This is a genomic window from Borreliella japonica (assembly GCF_030438115.2).
GTDB lineage: Bacteria > Spirochaetota > Spirochaetia > Borreliales > Borreliaceae > Borreliella > Borreliella japonica.
The window spans coordinates 50,226-69,527 of record NZ_CP124062.1 but is presented as its reverse complement, the minus strand read 5'-3'; the positions used below and the strand labels follow the sequence as shown (position 1 = coordinate 69,527).

21 protein-coding genes, 1 tRNA gene and 1 other RNA gene are annotated in these 19,302 nt (G+C 29.1%); 15 read left to right on the top strand and 8 right to left on the bottom strand.

The features are described from left to right. Window positions 1-13: 13 nt before the first annotated feature. Both QIA21_RS00955 and QIA21_RS00950 read right to left on the bottom strand, forming a co-directional pair. The gene (locus tag QIA21_RS00955; protein WP_301392796.1) at window positions 14-1,252 is read right to left on the bottom strand and encodes an aminopeptidase; all 1,239 of its coding nucleotides are present in this window, start codon (window positions 1,250-1,252) and stop codon (window positions 14-16) included. Continuing rightward, window positions 1,253-2,143, bottom strand: a complete 891-nt coding sequence (locus QIA21_RS00950; RefSeq protein ID WP_301392795.1) for an HAD family hydrolase — start codon at window positions 2,141-2,143, stop codon at window positions 1,253-1,255. A gap of 114 nt (window positions 2,144-2,257) precedes the next feature. Between QIA21_RS00950 and QIA21_RS00945 the strand changes: the two genes are divergently transcribed. From QIA21_RS00945 to QIA21_RS00925, 5 genes are all read left to right on the top strand, one after another. Further along, on the top strand, window positions 2,258-4,036 hold the full coding sequence (locus QIA21_RS00945) for an aminopeptidase P family protein (protein ID WP_301392794.1): 1,779 nt from the start codon (window positions 2,258-2,260) through the stop codon (window positions 4,034-4,036). Further along, window positions 4,033-4,719: a hypothetical protein gene (locus QIA21_RS00940; RefSeq protein WP_301392793.1), complete on the top strand. Its 687-nt coding sequence runs from the start codon at window positions 4,033-4,035 to the stop codon at window positions 4,717-4,719. Before QIA21_RS00945 ends, QIA21_RS00940 begins: the two co-directional genes overlap by 4 nt. A gap of 32 nt (window positions 4,720-4,751) precedes the next feature. Then, the gene (def, locus tag QIA21_RS00935) at window positions 4,752-5,249 is read left to right on the top strand and encodes a peptide deformylase (protein WP_091973145.1); all 498 of its coding nucleotides are present in this window, start codon (window positions 4,752-4,754) and stop codon (window positions 5,247-5,249) included. Then, window positions 5,246-6,175 carry a methionyl-tRNA formyltransferase gene (gene fmt / locus QIA21_RS00930; RefSeq protein WP_301392792.1) on the top strand — a complete coding sequence of 310 codons (930 nt, stop codon included), beginning with the start codon at window positions 5,246-5,248 and terminating at the stop codon, window positions 6,173-6,175. The genes def and fmt overlap by 4 nt, the downstream gene beginning before the upstream one ends. Before the next feature lie 121 nt (window positions 6,176-6,296). After that, window positions 6,297-7,250, top strand: coding sequence for a PASTA domain-containing protein (locus QIA21_RS00925; RefSeq protein WP_418905520.1), 954 nt, complete (start codon window positions 6,297-6,299; stop codon window positions 7,248-7,250). On the opposite strand, the gene QIA21_RS00920 is transcribed toward QIA21_RS00925, so the two are convergent. Beyond that, window positions 7,251-7,967 (bottom strand): 16S rRNA (uracil(1498)-N(3))-methyltransferase, encoded by a 717-nt coding sequence (locus QIA21_RS00920; RefSeq protein WP_301392790.1) that lies wholly within the window; start codon window positions 7,965-7,967, stop codon window positions 7,251-7,253. It lies immediately after the preceding gene. Between the two features lie 70 nt (window positions 7,968-8,037). Here QIA21_RS00920 and trxA point away from each other — a divergent pair, with 70 nt between their 5' ends. The 8 genes from trxA (at window position 8,038) to secG (ending at window position 15,109) form a co-directional block, all read left to right on the top strand. Next, window positions 8,038-8,391, top strand: coding sequence for a thioredoxin (gene trxA / locus QIA21_RS00915; RefSeq protein WP_091973155.1), 354 nt, complete (start codon window positions 8,038-8,040; stop codon window positions 8,389-8,391). Window positions 8,392-8,473: 82 nt separating this feature from the next. Next, window positions 8,474-8,932: an rRNA maturation RNase YbeY gene (gene ybeY / locus QIA21_RS00910; RefSeq protein ID WP_301392789.1), complete on the top strand. Its 459-nt coding sequence runs from the start codon at window positions 8,474-8,476 to the stop codon at window positions 8,930-8,932. Next, window positions 8,933-9,709, top strand: a complete 777-nt coding sequence (locus tag QIA21_RS00905) for a hemolysin family protein (RefSeq protein WP_091973161.1) — start codon at window positions 8,933-8,935, stop codon at window positions 9,707-9,709. Beyond that, window positions 9,706-11,676, top strand: coding sequence for a tetratricopeptide repeat protein (locus QIA21_RS00900; RefSeq protein ID WP_301392788.1), 1,971 nt, complete (start codon window positions 9,706-9,708; stop codon window positions 11,674-11,676). The genes QIA21_RS00905 and QIA21_RS00900 overlap by 4 nt, the downstream gene beginning before the upstream one ends. Before the next feature lie 73 nt (window positions 11,677-11,749). After that, on the top strand, window positions 11,750-12,757 hold the full coding sequence (gene gap / locus QIA21_RS00895; RefSeq protein WP_301392787.1) for a type I glyceraldehyde-3-phosphate dehydrogenase: 1,008 nt from the start codon (window positions 11,750-11,752) through the stop codon (window positions 12,755-12,757). A 30-nt stretch (window positions 12,758-12,787) separates the two neighbouring features. Then, the gene (locus tag QIA21_RS00890; protein WP_301392786.1) at window positions 12,788-13,969 is read left to right on the top strand and encodes a phosphoglycerate kinase; all 1,182 of its coding nucleotides are present in this window, start codon (window positions 12,788-12,790) and stop codon (window positions 13,967-13,969) included. Window position 13,970: 1 nt separating this feature from the next. Continuing rightward, on the top strand, window positions 13,971-14,732 hold the full coding sequence (gene tpiA, locus QIA21_RS00885) for a triose-phosphate isomerase (protein ID WP_301392785.1): 762 nt from the start codon (window positions 13,971-13,973) through the stop codon (window positions 14,730-14,732). Window positions 14,733-14,746: 14 nt separating this feature from the next. Continuing rightward, complete coding sequence (secG, locus tag QIA21_RS00880; protein WP_301392784.1) at window positions 14,747-15,109, top strand: preprotein translocase subunit SecG; 363 nt, start codon at window positions 14,747-14,749, stop codon at window positions 15,107-15,109. A gap of 109 nt (window positions 15,110-15,218) precedes the next feature. Here secG and ung read toward each other — a convergent pair whose 3' ends face one another. The 3 genes from ung to QIA21_RS00865 all read right to left on the bottom strand — a co-directional run bounded on the left by ung (window position 15,219) and on the right by QIA21_RS00865 (window position 17,528). Then, window positions 15,219-15,890, bottom strand: a complete 672-nt coding sequence (ung, locus tag QIA21_RS00875) for a uracil-DNA glycosylase (protein WP_301392783.1) — start codon at window positions 15,888-15,890, stop codon at window positions 15,219-15,221. 196 nt (window positions 15,891-16,086) lie between these two features. Then, a complete protein-coding gene (locus QIA21_RS00870) occupies window positions 16,087-16,776 on the bottom strand; it encodes a queuosine precursor transporter (protein WP_301393351.1) in 690 nt (229 codons plus the stop codon). Window positions 16,777-16,853: 77 nt separating this feature from the next. After that, window positions 16,854-17,528, bottom strand: coding sequence for a queuosine precursor transporter (locus tag QIA21_RS00865; RefSeq protein WP_301392782.1), 675 nt, complete (start codon window positions 17,526-17,528; stop codon window positions 16,854-16,856). A 113-nt stretch (window positions 17,529-17,641) separates the two neighbouring features. On the opposite strand from QIA21_RS00865, the gene ssrA reads away from it, so the two are divergent. Next, window positions 17,642-18,003: a transfer-messenger RNA gene (gene ssrA, locus QIA21_RS00860) on the top strand. Window positions 18,004-18,080: 77 nt separating this feature from the next. Here the strand turns inward: ssrA and QIA21_RS00855 are convergent. Next, a tRNA-Gly gene (locus tag QIA21_RS00855) sits at window positions 18,081-18,152 on the bottom strand. Window positions 18,153-18,303: 151 nt separating this feature from the next. Between QIA21_RS00855 and bpuR the strand changes: the two genes are divergently transcribed. Next, the gene (gene bpuR, locus QIA21_RS00850; RefSeq protein WP_091973185.1) at window positions 18,304-18,672 is read left to right on the top strand and encodes a transcriptional regulator BpuR; all 369 of its coding nucleotides are present in this window, start codon (window positions 18,304-18,306) and stop codon (window positions 18,670-18,672) included. Window positions 18,673-18,694: 22 nt separating this feature from the next. On the opposite strand, the gene QIA21_RS00845 is transcribed toward bpuR, so the two are convergent. Continuing rightward, complete coding sequence (locus QIA21_RS00845; protein ID WP_091973187.1) at window positions 18,695-19,240, bottom strand: ribonuclease HII; 546 nt, start codon at window positions 19,238-19,240, stop codon at window positions 18,695-18,697. Between the last annotated feature and the right edge of the window lie 62 nt (window positions 19,241-19,302).

Genomic DNA, 19,302 nt, shown 5'->3' with positions numbered 1-19,302 from the left:
TATAAACCCCCTTTTATATTGCGAATTTGCCAGCTTTTATTATTGTGTATTCTTTTCCATTTTTGCTCACACCAATGACATTCAAGTCGTCGCTTCCAATCATTAAATCCGTATGTATTAATGAAACGTTGCATCCGTAAGTTAGTTTATTGGTGTCAGTTTTTAAATCTTCTTCGTTGCTTAAACAAGACGGATATGCAGCTCCCAGTGCTATGTGGCAACTTGCATTTTCATCGTATAATGTGCTGTAAAAAATAAGATTACTTTGATAAATAGGGGAACTGCTGTCAACTAGTGCTACTTCTCCTATATATTTTGCCTGAATGTCGGTTTCGATGTGCGATTTTAATATTTCTTGTTGCTTCTCATCATTACAGCCAAAGTCAACTACTTTTCCATTTTCAAATTTTAGCCATATTCCAGATATTAGTGTTCCAAGCACCATGACGGGGCGGGTGGTATACACAATTCCTTTTGTTTTTTTGTAGTTTGGAGTTGTAAAAACTTCTTCTGTTGGTATATTGGCATTGAATTCTATTTCTGTTCCTTTAACTTTTTCGCTTCCACCTGTCCATAGAGAAGTTTCAAGTAGGTATACTTCCAAGTTTGTTTTTTCGTTTTTAAAGATAACCTTTTCTAGGTTAAGTTCATTTAATATTTTGCATCTTTTGTGAAGTTTTTCTCCATGGGATTCCCATTTTTCTATTGGATTTTCTTTATCAAGTAATAATATTTTCTTTTGTATTTCGAAAAATTCTTCTAAAGTTTTATTTCCTTCTTTTTTATTTAAAACTTTAGAAGCCCATTTTGGACCTGGTGAGCAAACAACACACCAAGCTATTTCGTTGCTCATTATTGCTTGCGATAATTTTTTGCTTGCTAGATTTAAGGCTTTTTGATAAATTGACATTTTTTGACCAATGTCCTTTTTTAATGCTTCAAAATTTTCTGTATCATCGACGTTTATTCTTGCCCATTTATCTTGAACCATTTCTTCTAAGAAGCTCTTCTCAGCATTTGGAATAAATTCTAAGCTTTCCTCTTGTGAGAATTTTAATCTTGATTTTAAAATATCAATGTCTTTAATATTTAGCTTGACATATTTAGCTCCATGTTCATAGGCCTTTTTTGCTAATATTTTCAAAAAATTGTAATTTTCGATTGAACCTTGAATTAAAACACATTGATTTTTTTGTAAATTAATTCCTTTTAAAATTATAAGTTCTGCATATTTTGTTAAATCTGTCTCCATTTATTCCTCCCGAATAGGTTCTTCTAAAACATTCTCATTAATGTAATTTGCAACAGCTTCTTCGTCATTTGTCCCTATTACTTCCAAGTAAGGCAGCATTGCTTTTAATCTATAATTTGCATTTCCCATTAGTAATCCCTTTTTTACATTTTCTAACATATCAGTATCATTAAATCCATCTCCAAAAGCTATGGTTTCGCTTAAATCAATGTTGATAGTTTTAAGAACTTCGCTTAATGCATTTCCTTTTGAGACTTTATGATCTACAATTTCTAGCGAATTTGGAGTAGAAAGGTATGCATTTATTTCTCCTTTGTATTTTTCTAAAATCATTGCTTCATATTCTATTAGGCTTTCTTCTCTGCCAGCTAATATTATTTTTGCAACATTTTCAAAATTTTTAAGCTCATTAAAGTCTTTAATTTCTACAATTTTATTGATTGGACTGACTATTTCATGACTAAAGATATTGGATTCTTTTTTAAATTTTTGGCATTGATCAATTGCAATTTTAGTTTTGATGTCAATATTTAATTGATCGTCGTATTGATCTGCTTTATGTAGAAAATGAGGTATGTGGCCAAATTTTTCGTCTCTTAAATTTAAAATTTTCTTTACCACTTCAGGAGATAAATTATGACTTTTTATTAGTTTCCATTCTTGATTGTAAACTTTTGCTCCGTTTAATGTAATAAAAAATGAAACTTGCAGTTGATCTATTTTTTTTGTAATTTGAGTGATTTCATTCTTACTTCTTCCTGTTGCGATTATGAATTTCTTTTTTTCTTTTGTTAATTTTTTAATTACAAGTTCTGTAAATGCTCCAATATAGCTTTTTGATAGTAAAAGAGTGCCGTCAAGATCAGAGGCAACCGCTTTAATATTTTTCATATTTTATCCTTTAGGAGTTAATTTCAAGCTAAATTATATCAAATATAATTTTTTTTTTAAATTGAAAATTATTTGGTATACTAGTATTATTAGGGTTGTATAAAGGGGATTTTTTTGGATATTAATAAAAGATTAGCTTTGCTTAGGGATCATATGAGAAAAAGTGGGGTTGATGCGTATTTGGTAGCAGGTTATGATCCTCATTTTAGTGAATATTCTCATGAAAGGTATAGTACTCGCAAGTTTATTACAGGCTTTTCTGGTAGCTTTGGTACGGTAATTGTAACATTATCCAAAGCTGTTCTTTTCACGGATGGTAGATATTTTTTACAGGCGGATCAAGAACTTAAGGGAACCGAAGTTGTATTAATAAAGCTTGGAGTAAAAGGATTTCCTGACATTTTTACGTATATAAATTTAAATCTCCAAGAATCAAAGCTTGGAATTTACTCTGATGAGATTAGTATAAAGTTTTATAAAGAGTTGTCTGAAAAATGTAAAAATACACATATTAAGGTTTTAAATCAAGATCTAATTGATTTAATTTGGAAATCTAGACCTCAGATTGAGTTTAGTAATATAGTTGAATTGATTGATGCTGAGAAGAATAATAAAAGAGTTGAAAAAATCAAGTCTATTTGTTTAATCTTAGAAAAAAATTTGGCGGATTTTTATGTTATTACCGCTCTTGATGAGATTGCTTGGATATTGAATTTAAGAGGGGCAGATGTTAAAAAGTCTGCATTGTTTTATTCGTTTCTTTTAATATCTAGGAACAAAGATCGAAAAAATGTTCTTTTTATTGATACAAAAAAACTTGATTCAAGAATTAAAGAAATACTTGGAATGGAAAATTTTGAAATAGATTCTTATAGTAATTTTTACTGTTTTCTAGATCGAATGAAGCATGAAGGTAGATTTTTTGTTTCATTTTCTACTAATATTAGAGTTTTGAAAGTTCTCGGCGAGTCCAATATTATTTTTGGAGAGAGTATTATAAGCAATCTTAAGGCAGTAAAAACCGATTATGAACTTCTTAAGATGAAAGAAGCACATATTGTTGATGCTATTTGTCTGATTAAATTTTTACGTAAATTTAAAAGTCTAAGTAAGGTCGAATTGGCTGAGTTAGATGAAATAGACATTGCTGATATGCTTTTACATTTTAGGGAATCGAGTAAAGATTTTTTTAGTTCTAGTTTTGATTCAATAGTTGGCTTTAAAGAAAATGGGGCTCTTCCCCATTATAAGCCCAAGAGAGGTAAAAAAATAAATACTAAAGGTCTTCTTTTGATTGATTCTGGAGGTTCTTATTTTGGACTTGGTACTACAGATGTTACAAGAGTTTTTCTGATAGGGAATGCTTCTGATGAGGAAAAGCGTGACTATACTTTGGTTCTTAAAGCTTTCATTAGCCTTGCTTCTTTAAAGTTTCCATATGGATCTTCGGGGGCTTTTCTTGATGGAATTTGTAGATTGCCGCTTTTAAAAAATGAATTGAATTTTATTCATGGTACTGGACATGGTGTTGGATTTTTCCTTAATGTTCATGAACTTCCAGTTTCGATTAGTCCTAATTCTAACTATCCTTTTAAAGGATCTGAGGTGGTTTCAATCGAGCCCGGCCTTTATAAAACATTTAGTCATGGAATAAGGATTGAAAATTTAGTTTTTGTAAAGCAAGCTTTTACAAACGACTTTGGAACTTTTTTAGAGTTTGAAAATTTAACTCTTGTTCCTTTTGAAAAAGAGTTGATAGTAAAAGAAATGCTCTCAAAAGATGAATTAAATTATATCAATAATTATCATGAATGCATATTTTTAACTTTAAAAGAGCATTTTAATGATGAATGGGAGTTAGAATTTTTAGCAAAACTGACAAGTAAAATATGAGATTTATAATTGCATTTTTAATGATTTTAAATCAAGGATTTTCAGACTTGTTTTCTTTGTCGGAAGATATTATTTTTGAGAGCTCTTATGAGATTGCAATTAAAAAAGCCCAAAAATTGGATAAAAATGTTTTAATTTTGGTTGGCAGAGATATTAAGGAAAATCTAATAAAGAATTTTTTAAATTCTTTTAAAAATAATGAAATTATTAACAAGGTATCTAAAAAAAATGTTTTCTTAGTTATCGATAAGGATAATGAAATTTTTAATAAAATTAATCTACAAAAAAGCCCCACTATTTTTTTTGTAGATTCTAAAAATGAGCAAATAAAGGCAGCTTATGTGGGAACTATTTTGAGTAGTATTCAATTTGATAAGGATTTTTTGAGCTATCTTATGGGGGCTATAAAATCAACAAGTGTTCTAAAAAAGCAAAAAAATTATGAAATTAATACTATTGACGAGAAGATCTTTTTTTATAAAACATTAAAAGGTGATTGGCGATTAAAGTTTGATGGTAAAGACAGAAAGCTTGTTCTTTTTGATACAGATCTTAAAGAATTTTTAGTTTTTAAAGATATTGATGAAAACAAGCTTTATGCTATTCCTAAGTCCAGGACTGGTAATATTTATTTTTCATTATTGGGAAATGAGGAATGGAAGCTTTTTGGAAAAATAAAATAAGTGTCTTTTTTTTGAAAGAGGGATGAGTTTTTATGGAAATGATATTTTATCCTAATGATTTGCTTCGTGTTAAGACAAAGCAAATCGATAATATTGATGACAAGATCAGAGATTATGCAAAAAAGATGATAGAATTAATGGACATTAGCGGTGGAGTTGGACTCGCTGCTCCTCAGGTAGGTCTTGATTTGTCACTTTTTGTAGTTAGAGAGAATAAAATGGCAAGGCCTTTGGTTTTTATTAACCCTTTAATAACAGAGACTTCTTATGAGCTTAATTCTTACAAAGAAGGATGTTTAAGTATACCAGGAGTTTATTATGATTTAATGAGGCCTAAGGCCATTGTTGTAAATTTTTATGACGAGAATGGAAAATCTTTTACTATAGAAAATTCTGATTTTTTGGCAAGAATTATTCAGCATGAAATGGACCATTTAAATGGAGTTCTTTTTATTGATTATTACGAAAAAAGGATAAAAAATAAATTGTTAAAGCCTTATATGAGAGAAAGAGGTCTTAAAGCAAAATGAAAATATTTTTTATAAGCTCTTCTTCTATTGCTTTAGAAGTTTTAAAGGAAGTTATAAAGCATTATGAAGTGGTGGGAGTTCTGACCTTGCCCGATAAGCCTAAAGGCAGAGGGCAGAAGTTAAGTCAAAATGTAATAAAGGTGGAGGCTATTGCTAAGGATATTAAAGTTTTTGATCCCTTGACTCTTGATGATAATATATTAAATCTAATTAGAGATTTGAATCCAGATTTAATGTTAGTTTTTTCTTATGGCAAGATATTTAAAAAAGAATTTTTGGATATTTTCCCAAAGGGGTGTATCAATGTTCATCCTTCTCTTTTGCCCAAATATAGAGGTGTTTCTCCGATTCAATCTGCAATTTTAAATGGCGATTCTGTTAGTGGTATTACTATTCAGAGTATGGCTTTGGAAATGGATAGCGGTAACATTTTAGTGCAAAAAAAATTTAAAATAAGATCTTATGATACAAGTTATGATATTTCAAAGCTTGTATCAAGTCTTAGTCCAAGCCTTGTTTTGGAGGCTTTAGAAAAAATTAGCAAAGGTTTTGTGGGGATTCCTCAAAAATCAAGCGAAGCTACTTTTTGTTCTTTTTTTAAAAAAGAATTGGGATTTATAGATTTTAATTTAGGTGCATTTGAGATTAAAAACAGAATTAACGCATGCAATCCTTGGCCACTTGTAAGAGCTAGGCTTAATTATAGCGACATTATTTTTCATCGTGCTGATTTTTTGAAAATAGATTTATATAAAGAGAGAAAAGTAGGAGAAATTGTTGATTTTAATTCTGAGAAAGGATTATTTGTTAATACCGGTGAAGGAATTCTTTTGCTCTTAGAAGTTCAAAGACCCGGAAGAAAGGTTTTAGATTTTAAGTCTTTTTATAATGGGAGTAGACAGCTAATAGGACAAGTGTTTTCTTAAATAGGAGGGATATATTAGTTTCAATAATAATGACAATCTAGAAAATAAATTTTCTAATGCAGATGAATTGCTTGAAAGTAAATTGGATTTGGCTCAGAGTTGCAAAAATTGTAATAATGAAATGTTGATTTTGCCTAAAACTGCGATCAAGGCATTGCTTTTGGTTATTTTTGGATCTTTAATTGTTTCTTTTGCAATTTTCTTTATGGTTTTAGAAAATAAAGAGATTACAGTTGTTCCGAATCTTTATTCTCTTACTATTGAAGATGCTATTATTGAATTACAAAGAAAAGAGTTGATTCCTCATATTGAATTTAAATTTTCTTCAAGTGCTCTTGACAAAGGAAGAGTGATAGAACAGGGACCAAAACCGGGAACTGTTTTAAGGCATAGCAATAAGGTTATAATTTTCATTAGCAAAGGGGCTATAATAAATAGAGTTGATAGTTTTATTGGCAAAAACATTGACGATGTTATCATCAATTTAAAGGCTAATTCTTTTGATAATTCCAAATTGCTTTACCATATTGTTAAGCCCCTTGAGGTTGAAAGCGAATTGCCAAAAGGTATAATAATTCGTCAAAATCCGTCACCAGGTAGTCAAATATCAAGTTTAACAGATCTTCAGTTTTTAATTAGTAAGGGTAAAGATCATTTAGAAAAACATGTTAAAAATTATATTGGAATTTATTATAAGGATGCGATTGCTTCTCTTCTGAACGATAGTATTAGTTTTGACATTGATTTGGTAGATAAGGACGATTTTGGAAATGTTGTTTTTCAGTCTATTCCACCTGGAACTAAAATAAGCGAATCAGATAAAATTTTAATTACTATTGCAAAGCCTAAGGTTGATAATAAAATTGTTTTTGGAATTTTGAATTATAAATTAAGGCAACATCCATCTTATGTTGATATATCTGTTAGGTTAAAAGGTTCGGATGGTGAAAATTCTTTGATTTATTTCTTTAAGTCGAAAGGAGGGTTGATTAAATTGCCCTATGAGGCTTACAAAGGCTCTACGATTGAACTTTATATTTATGACAAGCTTTTCAATCAAACAGTTATAAATTGATTATATGTTAATTAGTTTCGATACAGTAATAATGGATGCAGCAAGTATGGCCGTTTCAGTTCTTAGGATATTTGGAGATATATTGTAAGAGGAAAAATTATATTGCGTTATTAATTGTTTTTCTTTTTCTGTAAATCCTCTCTCAGGTCCTACAATAATGGTTGCATTTTTTACTTGTTCGATATCAATTAAATTTTTTTTGCTATTTTTTTCAAGTAATATTTTTATTCCAAAATTTTTTTGTTTAATATATTGAAGACTGTCTTTCAAATTTTTCATAATTTTTATTTTTGGTAAGTACGTTATTCCTCCCTGCATCGCCCCTTCTATTAAATGTTTTTTGTAATCATTGTTTTTAAAAATTTTAGAATTTAAATATGATTTTTCAGTAAGCTTAGTATTGAAAAAAATTATTTCGTATATTCCAATACTAGCAAGTTCTTTTATGATTCTCCTGGCAACAATTGGTCTTATCATTCCAATTAGTACATTTAATTTTTTGAGTTTATTAGATTCCCCTATTTTAAAGATGTTGTTGAAAAATAGTTTTTTATCTTTTTTGTAAATGCAATGGTAAATGTTTTTTTCTCCAAGAATGCCAAATTTAAATTTGTCGTTATCTTTTAATTTTAAGATTTTAACAAGATGTTCTGCTCTAGTGTCATTGAGTGAAATTCCTATTTTAAATTCATTAAAAGTTATTAACATTAGATTCATTTTATAATTCCTTATTATTAATATTGTATTTGTGATATAATTTTAAGTCGATAGGGGGCATGTAGAATATATGGCTATTTCTTTAACCAAAGAACATTTTGTTACTAAAATTTTTGATTATAAGAATAATAAAGAGTGGAGTTTTAGAGGCGAGAGACCTGCTATAATTGATTTTTATGCCGATTGGTGTGGTCCATGTAAAATGCTCTCTCCGATTTTTGAAAAACTTTCTAAAAAGTATGGGAATAGTATTGATTTTTATAAGATAGATACAGATAAAGAACAAGATATTTCTTCTGCGCTTGGAGTGCAAAGTCTTCCAACTATTCTTTTTATTCCTATTGATGGCAAGCCAAAGGTTTCTGTTGGCTTTTTGCAAGAAGATGCTTTTGAAAATATAATTAAGGATTTTTTTGGTTTTTAGTTTGCAAAGTAAAATAATTCAATGCCATGGCAAGTAAATTATTTTATAAGTTATATATGGATTATTCTAGGGTATAGTTAATTTGTCCAAATCTGATTTGAATTTATTGATAGAAAATATTAAATTTGAACATTTTAGTGTTTTTTACGATTTTATTTTATCTGTTTTAAATACTCTTTCTATTAGTGATTTTGAACTTTCAGTTATTCTTTGTGATAATGCTTATATACAAAAATTAAATAATAAATTTAGAAACAAGAACGAGCCAACCGATGTTCTTTCTTTTAATTATAATGAACTTAGCGAAGATTTGGTTGATGGTATAAACTATAAAATACAAGGAGATCTTATAATATCTTTTGAATATTTAAAATTTAGTGCTCAAGAGTTTAATGTTGAAATTTATGAAGAACTTCAACGTGTTACTATTCATGGAATTTTGCATTTAATGGGATATGAACATGAAACTAATAATTTTCAAAAGGAAGGTATGTTGATTCTTCAAGAAAATATCTTAAGAAAAAATAAAAGGGTATTTTAGATGTTGGGATTTTTTAATTTTAAAAACAAGAAGAAGAAAGGAAGCCCAAAAAATGATCTTGAAGATAAGTCGAATATTGAAACTTCTTTGGTAAAAAATTTCAATGCTCTTAAAGAGACTATTGTAAAAGAGATTATGATTCCTAGGATAGGAGTTATATTTGTTGATTACGCTAAGAGTAAGGACGAGCTTTTAAAGGTTGTAACATCCAGCAGTCATTCAAGATTTCCTGTGTATCATGGTACTATTGACAATATTGTTGGGATAATCCATACAAGAGATGTGCTATTGCACATGTGTAAAAAAGATTTCTACGAAATAGATTTAAAAGATATTATGCGAAAGGTTATGTTTGTTCCTGAAAGCAAAAAAACAGACTCTCTTTTAAAAGAATTTCAAGAAAATCATGTACATATTGCAATTGTAGTTGATGAGTATGGTGGGGTTTCAGGGCTTGTGACGCTTGAAGATATTCTTGAAGAGATAGTGGGTGACATTCAGGATGAATTTGACAATGAGCTTGATGAAATAGTTCGTCTTGATGATGGGTCTTATCTTTGTGATGCGAGAATTTTAATAGAGGATTTAAATGAAAAGCTTAATTTAAATTTGCCAAATGGAGACTTTGATACTCTTGGCGGTTTCGTTTATGATCTTTTTGGGAGGATTCCTTTGAAAAATGAAAAGGTAGAATATAGTAATTTGGTTTTTTCAATCAAAAATATGCATCAAAGAAATATTAAAGTGATAAAGATTTCCGAGAAGGAAGGTTTATGAATTTTAATAGATTTTTTATATTATTCCTTTTTAATTTTAGTGTTCTATTGGGCAGTGATACCACAGCATTAGGGCATTATCAAAAGGCCCATGAGTACTATTTATCTAAAAGGTATTATGATGCTATTGATGAACTTGTTGAGGCTATAAAAATTAATCCCAATTATTATGAAGCTTATAAATTTATTGCATCAATTTATTATTCTCTTAAGATATATACTCAAGCGCAATTTTTCATAGAGAAAGCTTACAAAATGTCTAACGAAGACACTGAATATAAAATTCTTTATGCAAATATATTGTTAAAAAATAATAAAATTGATCAAGCAAAAAAAATCTATTCTGAGATTTTAGTTAAACAGAGAAATAATATTGATGCTTTGGTTGGACTTGCTTCGATTTTTGAAAAAAATGGATTGTTCATAGCTGCTGCTAATTATTATTTATCTATTCTTGATTACAGTCAAAATAATTATAGTGCATTTGAACATCTTGTTGATATTTATCAAAGGCTAGGAATGCATGACAAGATTAGACATTTGATAAATAAAGTTAGGGTAAATTTTTTATCTTTCCCAGATTTTCATAAAAGAGTAGCTGAATTTTACATTAGTAGTAATAACTTGGGGCTTGCCGAAAAGTATGCTTTAAATTATTTGGCTTTAATTGAAAGTTCTTACAAAGATTTTGGAGTTGTTGATGCATATCGATTGCTTGCGCTTGTTTATTTGCATGAATTTAAATATGAAGATGCAATAAATGTATTACAGAATGCTATTTTGGTTAATAAAGATTCTGATGAACTTTATTATTTATTGGGATATTCTTATTTAAAATTTGGGAATGTTGAAAAGGCTATTTTAAATTTGGAGCGGGCTAAAGATCTTAAAAAAGATTTAGAATTTTATAATATTGCTCTTGAGGAGAGTTTTTTTGCATCTAATTTTAGAAATTTTTTGGAAAATAATTCCAATGCTAAAATTTCTAAGCATTATGAAAATGAAGGGTTTAAAGCTTTTAAATCTTTAAATTTAAACAAAGCATTATTTAATGCAAAAAATGCTGTTGATATTTGGCCTGATAATGATAGTGCTAGATTTTTGCTTTCAAAAATCTATAAGCTTATGAATTTAGATATTATGGCTTATGAGCAGCTTTTTTATTTGGTAAAACAGAGAAATTCTACAGATTCTAGAATTTTAGATTTTTATGATGTTGTGTCTTTTGATGTTAGAAAGTCTTTATTTTATAAATATGGATATAAAAGTATTGCTGATTTTAATAAGCTTTATGATGACAGAATGGTTTATAGGATGGCTATTTTTACTCAAAGTGAGAATAAGTTTTTTGGGGCAAACGATTTGATATTAAGATTTGCTGAAAGGGTTCTTGAGCGTAATTTAAATATAGAAATAGTTAACTATAATTTTGATTACAATAAAAATAGAGATTATTTGATTAATAATTTTTCAGAAGGATTTTCTTATTCAAGAAATAATAATTTGGATTTATTTTTAATTTTTGATTTTAATGCAGATGTTTTAAAAAATACAGCTACTTTGGCGGTGAATGTTTTTTCAGGGAAAACAGGAATTAAGGTTACTTCTTTCTCTTATAATGTGGGAGGTGCTAATTATTTAAGTAATGCTTTAAATTCTCTTTCTAAAGATTTTCATGATTATTTGCCCAAAAAAGGAAAGATCCTTCAAATTAAAAATGATGATGTTCTTATTAATCTTGGTCAAGTAAGCGGTGTTGTAAATGGAGATATTTTTTTAATTCTTAAAGAAGGTGCTTTAAATAATGGTGCTAGAGATTCTAGTTTTATTGTTTACAAAAAATCAGATATTTTGGGGGAGATTTTAATTGAAGATATAAGTGATTATATTTCTAGAGGTACTATAAAATCTTCTACTTTTTTAAAAGATTATATTCAAGAGGGAGCCACTGTGCTTGTAAAAAGATAGTTTGACACTTGTTGTTAATTTATGATTTAATAATTCTAGTAAGAATAAAATCAAAAAAATCGGAGGATTTTGTATGAAATTGGCTATTAATGGTTTTGGTCGCATTGGTAGAAATGTTTTTAAGATTGCTTTTGAAAGAGGAATTGATATTGTAGCAATAAATGATTTAACAGATCCTAAAACCCTTGCACATCTTTTAAAGTATGATTCTACTTTTGGAGTATATAATAAAAAAGTTGAGTCAAGAGATGGTGCTATTGTTGTGGATGGAAGAGAAATAAAAATTATTGCCGAGAGAGATCCAAAAAATCTTCCTTGGGGAAAGCTTGGAATTGATGTTGTAATTGAATCAACAGGTGTTTTTTCATCAGCAACTAGTGATAAGGGGGGATATCTTGATCACGTAAGTCATGCTGGAGCCAAGAAAGTTATTTTAACAGTTCCTGCCAAGGACGAAATTAAAACAATAGTTCTTGGTGTAAATGATCAGGATATTAATTCTGATTTAAAAGCTGTATCAAATGCTTCATGTACAACCAATTGTTTGGCACCTCTTGCGAAAGTGCTTCATGAATCATTTGGAATAGAACAAGGACTTATGACAACTGTTCATGCTTATACAAATGATCAAAGAATTTTGGATCTTCCTCATTCTGATCTTAGACGAGCAAGGGCTGCTGCACTTTCTATTATTCCAACTTCAACCGGTGCTGCAAAAGCCGTTGGACTTGTTTTGCCTGAACTTAAGGGAAAGTTGAATGGGACTTCAATGAGAGTACCTGTACCAACAGGTTCAATTGTTGATTTTACGGTTCAACTCAAGAAAAAAGATGTTACAAAAGAAGAGATTAATTCTGTTCTTAGAAGAGCATCAGAAACACCCGAGCTTAAAGGTATCTTGGGGTACACTGAAGATCCGATTGTGTCTTCAGATATAAAGGGAAATTCCCATTCTTCTATTGTTGATGGTCTTGAGACAATGGTTCTTGAAAATGGATTTGCAAAGGTGTTGTCATGGTATGATAACGAGTTTGGATATTCTACAAGAGTGGTTGATCTTGCTCAAAAATTAGTAAAATAAGTAGAAATGCTTGTAAGGTAATAAAATAAAATGTCAATAAAAACAGTAAAAGATTTTAATAGCTTTGCGGGCAAGCGAGCTTTAGTAAGGTGTGATTTTAATGTTCCCCTAAAAGAGGGGAGCATTAGCGATGATACTAGAATTAAGGCTGCATTGCCCACAATAGAATATCTAAAAGAAAGAGGGGCTAGGATTGTACTTGTAAGTCATTTGGGTAGACCAGAGGGCAAGAAAAATCTTAAATACTCTCTTAAACCCATTGCCAATAGATTGTCAGAGCTTTTAGGTCAAGATGTCAAGATGCTTTCTGATTGCATTGGAAGCGAAATTGTAAATAATACTTTGCAAATGAAGGATGGCGATGTTGCATTGCTTGAAAATGTGAGATTTTATGCAGAAGAAGAGAAAAACGATAAAAGTTTTGCAAAAAAACTTTCTGATAATGGAGATGTTTTTGTAAATGATGCCTTTGGAGCAGCTCATAGAGCTCATGCTTCAACCGTAGGTGTTTCTGATTATTTGCCATCTGTTGGTGGATTTTTAATGGAAAAAGAAGACAAATTTCTTGGGGAAGTGTTAAAAAATCCCGAAAGGCCATTTGTTTCGATTATTGGTGGGTCTAAGGTTTCTTCAAAGATTGGAGTACTAGAATCACTTTTATCAAAGTCAAATGTAGTTGTGATTGGTGGTGGAATGGCTTATACTTTTTTACATTCCAAAGGATATTCTATAGGTAAATCTCTTTTAGAGATCGAATATATTGATATAGCTTCTTCTTTTCTAAAGAAAGCAAAAGAGTTAGGTGTTGAAGTAATTTTACCACTTGATCACGTTGTAGCGGACGATTTTAATAAAAATTCTACTCCTGAGTATATTGATTCTTTTAATATTCCTGAAAACAAGATTGGCATGGATGTTGGAGTTAATACTTTAAAAGAAATTGAAAAGGTTGTAAAAAACGCCAAGACTGTAATTTGGAATGGTCCCCTTGGTGTATTTGAATTTGATTCATTTTCAAAAGGAACTGCCAAGGTTGCTGAAATGGTAGCATCTTGCTCGGGTTTAACTATTGTTGGTGGTGGAGATTCTGTTGCAGCTGTTAATAAATTTAGTTTATCTGATAAGATCACTCATGTTTCAACAGGTGGCGGTGCTTCACTTGAATATCTTGAAGGGAAGATTTTGCCAGGTATTAAGGTTTTGGAGAAGTGAAGTGAGAAAAACGTTTTTAGCGGGAAATTGGAAAATGCATTATACGAGTGCAGAAGCTTCTATTGTTGCAAAAGAAATTGTAGCTGGAGTTAAGGCTTTAAAAGATGATTTTGTAATAATGATAACTCCCCCATTTACGGCTTTGTCTAAGGTTTCAGAATGTATTAAGGGCAGTAATATTCTTCTAGGTGCTCAAAACATGTCTTATATGGAAAGTGGGGCAAGAACGAGCGAAATTTCACCTTCGATGCTTTTAGAATTTGGAGTAGAATATGTTATACTTGGTCATTCTGAATGTAGATTGTATTTGGCAGAAACAGATGAAATAATAAATAAAAAGATTCGTGCAGGGCTTAAGCATTCCTTTAAGTACTTAATTCTTTGTGTTGGAGAAACTCTTGATGAAAGAGATTCTGGAAAAACTTTAGATGTTGTTTTAAATCAGGTTAAAAAGGGGTTAGATTGTGTTTCTGAATCAGATATTAAAAGAATAATTTTAGCTTATGAACCTGTTTGGGCAATTGGAACGGGCAAGACCGCAACTAAAGAGGAAGCAGAAGAGGTTCATAAAGCAATTAGGCTTGAGATTATGAAGCTTTATTCAAAGTCAGTTTCAGATAATGTTATAATTCAGTATGGAGGCTCTGTTAATTCAAACAATATAAAAGAGCTTATGAATCAGCCCAATATTGATGGTGCGTTAATAGGTGGAGCATCTTTGAAGGCTGAATCTTTTTTATCTATAATTAATAATGGTTTTTAGTTAAGAGGTTTATTTTGGGTTTAGTTAGATTTTGTATTTTTATGATTTTTGTTATTGTTTCGATTTTTATTATCCTTTTAATTTTAATTCAAGATGAGCAGGGTGATGGAATAGGCGGTGTTTTTGGAGGTGGTAGTTCTTCTATTTTTGGGGCAAAGTCTTCAAGCGTTGCTGTAAAAATTACTGGATTTTTTATAGCGTGCTTTTTTGTCTTTGTAGTTTTGTTATCTTTTATGAATACTAGAAGAGCAGATAATAGCTTTTTAGATGATATAAAGACGGAGAATAAGAATAGTTCGACTTTCTGGGATAATGAGAATAATGAATCAGATACTAATATTAATGAAATTAAAGAAAAAGATATGAAAGAAAAATAATTTAAATTGATTTCCGTTGTATTTATGTTATGAGTGGTATTTATGTAATATAAAATTCTTTTGTGTAAAAGAATTTTATATTACAATTATTATATTGAATTTATCAATTTTATTGAAAGTTTATTTCATCTTTATTGTATTTTTTCAAATAGTTTAAAGCATTGCTAAAATGGTTCGATCCCAAAAATCCATTGTTTGCTGAATATGGAGATGGGTGACTTGTTTCAAGGATTAGATGCTTTGATGGGTCAATTAGTTTTTTTTTACTTCTTGCTAAATTGCCCCAAAGCATAAATACAATATTTTTCAAATTTTTGGAAATTATTTTTATTACTTCATCTGTGAAAATTTCCCACCCAATAGCTTTGTGAGAAGAAGGTTTTCCTTCTTCGACAGTTAAGATTGTATTGATTAGAAATACACCTTGAATTGCCCATCTTTTTAAATCCCCATTTGGAATGGTTTTTATTTTTAAACTTCTTTCTATTTCTTTAAATATGTTTTGCAAGGAAGGCGGAATTTTTATTTCTGAATCTACAGAAAAAGCAAGTCCATTTGCTTGATTTTTTCCATGATATGGATCTTGTCCAATTATTACCACTTTTATGTCTTTAAATGGTAAAGAATTAAAAGCATTAAATATAAGTTTTGGAGGAGGAAATATTTTTCCTACTTTTGTTTTATATTCATGTTTTATAAATCCCACAAGCTTTTTAAAGTATTCTTTGTTAAATTCATTTTTTAAAACCTCTTTCCAAGATTCTTCAATTTTTACTTTCATTTTTGTATTATATAAAAAATAGTTGGTAATTTGAAATACATTTCAAATACATTAAAGGACGACTTTACTATTTTTAAAATTTGATTTTTATTATGTATTGATTACTTGTTGAATGAAGTTGAGAAATTAAATTTGATATTAAAACATGCAGACAGGTTGTTAAAAATTATCAATTTATTAAAAATTTTATTAATTCTTAAACCTCTCTTATTTTTTTCCAGGAATTTAAAAACAGATAAAAAATGGTATCGATTGTAATCATTGTTAATGTAATAATTAAGGAACCTTTTGTAAGTTGGATATTTTTTGTTTCGGGGTAGAATTTTAATATTGTATTTACTGATATTGAAACTAGTGAATTAGCTAAATATCCAGAAATTAGTCTTGATAGAGGATGAATTATCCATAAAGATTTTATTTTTATTTGTTTAAAATAATCATATAGTAAGATGTTTGTATATTGGGACAGAAAGAACACATATGTTCCAATTAATATTGTTAAAATGTATGTGAAGTTGTTGAACAATATTTTAAAATGAATGTCTGAGGTGTCTAATTTATTATGATTGAATGCTGTCATAAAATTAATCATAATTGTAAAAGTTATGTTTAACAAAAGACCCAATATTACGGAGTTTGTTGCGTCTTTTTTGTTGTATTTCTCTACCATTAGGTTTAAAGAGAATAATGCCGATAAAAAAGTAATACCTGACAAATTTAAGAATATTTCAAATGTTCTTAAATTGCTTAGTATTATAATATTTGATATTGTTGAAACAATTGCATTGAAACATAAAAGACCAGACTTTCCAAAAAATCGATAAAGAATTCCCAATGTTATATATGTAAAGAGAAACATTCCCGTCCACAAGCTTAAATCAAACATATCGTTATTCATAGCATTCAATTATACCCGATTAATTATTTTAGATAAAGGTTTTTATTTATGCAAATTAATTTTTTTTATTTTTGAAGTTTTATATATTTTGCAAAATATATAAAAGGTGTTCCCAAAATTCCTGCCAAACCTTTAATTAGATATGTGGAAATTACTATGTCCAGAAAAGCTTGCTTTGGAAATACTTCAAAATAGGTTGCTATGCTTACAAAAATTATTGTATCTATTAAGCTACTTATTAGTGTTGATCCATTGGTTCTAAAAAATAAAAATTTAGGAAATTTTTTTTTAATAAGCTGATATAGGTATACATCATTTAATTGGGATACTAGGTATGCAACAAGAGAGGCTAATAGTAAAGCTGGTATTGAAGAGAAGATGTTTTCCAGGCTTTTAAAGTTTTCTTGAGTTCTGTTTGATATAAAGTGAATTTGGGCATTTGTTAATACTGCAAATACAATGAAGCTGATAAACCCAATATAAACGGATTTTTTTGAAGTTTTTTTCCCATAAAATTCTGAGAGAATATCTGTTGCAATATATGACGATGCATAAATAATGTTGCCCAATGTAGCATTAATTCCGAATATTGTAATTTGTTTTAAAACTTGAATGTTTGCTATAATAATTGCTACTGCAACCCATGCAAATAATCCGTTTTTTTTAAAAAAAAGGAATATAATGATTAAAAATGAATAAGTAGTAATTAGCATGGCAAACCATAAAATCTCATTAAACATAAAATTCTCTTTTAGTAACGTTAGACCTACTATTATAAAATTTTATTTTGGTTTTTGCAAATAAGATAGCATTGTTATTTTTTTAAAATTATGGTAAAATAGTATTTACATGAGGGGATGTTTTGGATTTGACTGAAAATGCTAATATTGTAAGTTGCAGGCAGAGGGAATCTCTTAAAACTTCTAAAATAAATGCAAAAAATAATAACTTTACAAGCTCAAACCTTGTAATGGCTGCTTAAGTTAGCAGGGAGTTTTGTTGAATTTGGCTTTGAGATTCACTTATACTCTTTTCGACATCGAAGCTTGCTTAAAAATATTTTCAAGTTGATTTTTAGGGACTTTTGTACTTGAGAGCAATTTGGCGGTTTGCTAGTATTTCCAAACCATATTGCTTAATAAAATGCTAGATAAGCTTGTAGAAGCTTATAGTATTGTTTTTAGGACGCGGGTTCAATTCCCGCCATCTCCATTTGCTTTATGTGTTTACTTATCTAAATTTAATTCTTGAAAATCATTGCTAAATTTAAAGGATGTGTAATTATTATTTAAAGCGTCCTATCGGAATCGAACCGACATCATTAGCTTGGAAGGCTAAGGTAATAGCCATTATACGAAGGACGCAAGACAATACTTTACTTATATAAAAAAAATCAATTTATGTCAATAAGATTTATTGTAATGTTTATTTTTAGCTAGTATTTTTTTTTTTAAATAAGTACAATTAATTTAACTTAAATGTAGTCAAGTGCAAAAACTTGTGTGGAGGAAATTGATGGGAGAGAGAGGGGAAGTATTCTCTGAGAAACTATTTACAGAGTCTGAGAGAACTTATTTTTTTAATGTCAAAGAAAATAGAAAAGGGGATTATTTTTTAAATATTGTAGAGAGCAAAAGAAGTCCAAGTGGAGATTTTGAAAGACATTCTATTTTTGTATATGAAGAAAATATAAGTGAGTTTGAATCCAATTTGCTTAAGGCAATAGCAGTTATTAAGCAGAAAGTGTCTACAGGATCTGTTAGCTCTTCTGCGAGGCATAATAAAGGGTATGGTGAATATGGAGAGAGATCTAAATTAGACGATTCTAAATTTCAGAAGAAATCTCATTTATCAGGTGGGAGATTTAAAAAGAAGGATTATTAAAAGGATTATTAATTTTTATTTTTTAAATTAGTTTAAAATTTTTTCTATGAAGGCTTAAAACCCCATATTTTTTTATTGCATTTTTATGTTCTTTTGTGGGGTATCCTTTATTTTTTTTGAGTAAATATAATGGATAAATTTTATCATATTCATCCATCAGTTTGTCTCTTTTAACTTTAGCAATAATTGAAGCAGCTTTTATTTCGTCTATTATTGAATCTCCTCTAATTATTGCTTTAACAGTTTTTGCTGTTATTTTTGGAATAAATTTGCCATCTACAAATACTAAGCTGCAATTTAATTTTAGATTTTCGTATGCAGTTTGCATTGCAAGAAGAGATGCGTTGTGAATATTTATTTTTTCTATTGTTATGTTTGAAATTTCAGCGAATGCATAATATGAGTTTTCAAGTATTAATGAGGATAGATATTCCCTTTTTTCTTTTTTTAGTTTTTTAGAATCATCCAATTCTTTTATAAAGTTAGGTTTTTTTTTGAAAACTACAGCAGCACTTAGAATAGGTCCAAAAATACAGCCTCTTCCAACTTCATCTATTCCGCAAATCATAATTGGCCTTTTTATAAAAATATTTTTATTTATTATAATATGAAATTGTAGATTTATAAGTA